This is a genomic window from Nostoc sp. 2RC (assembly GCF_014222165.1).
Classification (GTDB): domain Bacteria; phylum Cyanobacteriota; class Cyanobacteriia; order Cyanobacteriales; family Nostocaceae; genus Nostoc; species Nostoc linckia.
Map to the genome: position 1 here is coordinate 1 of NZ_JACKZU010000855.1, position 243 is coordinate 243.

Here is a 243-nt window from a genome sequence, read left to right on the forward strand (position 1 = left end):
AGTGTTAACAGGTACAGGACTTTCTACTGGTGTGTTAGTTTCAACGGCTGCATCGTTTTGATTAAAGTACCAAAATGCGCCAGCAATCAGACCCACTAAGGAGGTTAATAAGATACCAAGAATCAGCCCATTAGCTGCATTTTCATTATCACGTTCGACTTGATAGTTACGTTCAATATTACGTCCATTGACATAACCATTACGATAAGTATTATTTGGTGTTTCCGTTGTTCTTGTTACGTT

General features: G+C 38.3%; 1 pseudogene. It reads right to left on the reverse strand.

What is annotated here, in order from left to right:
- Window positions 1-243, reverse strand: a pseudogene (locus GNE10_RS35250) (hypothetical protein); the annotation flags it as partial.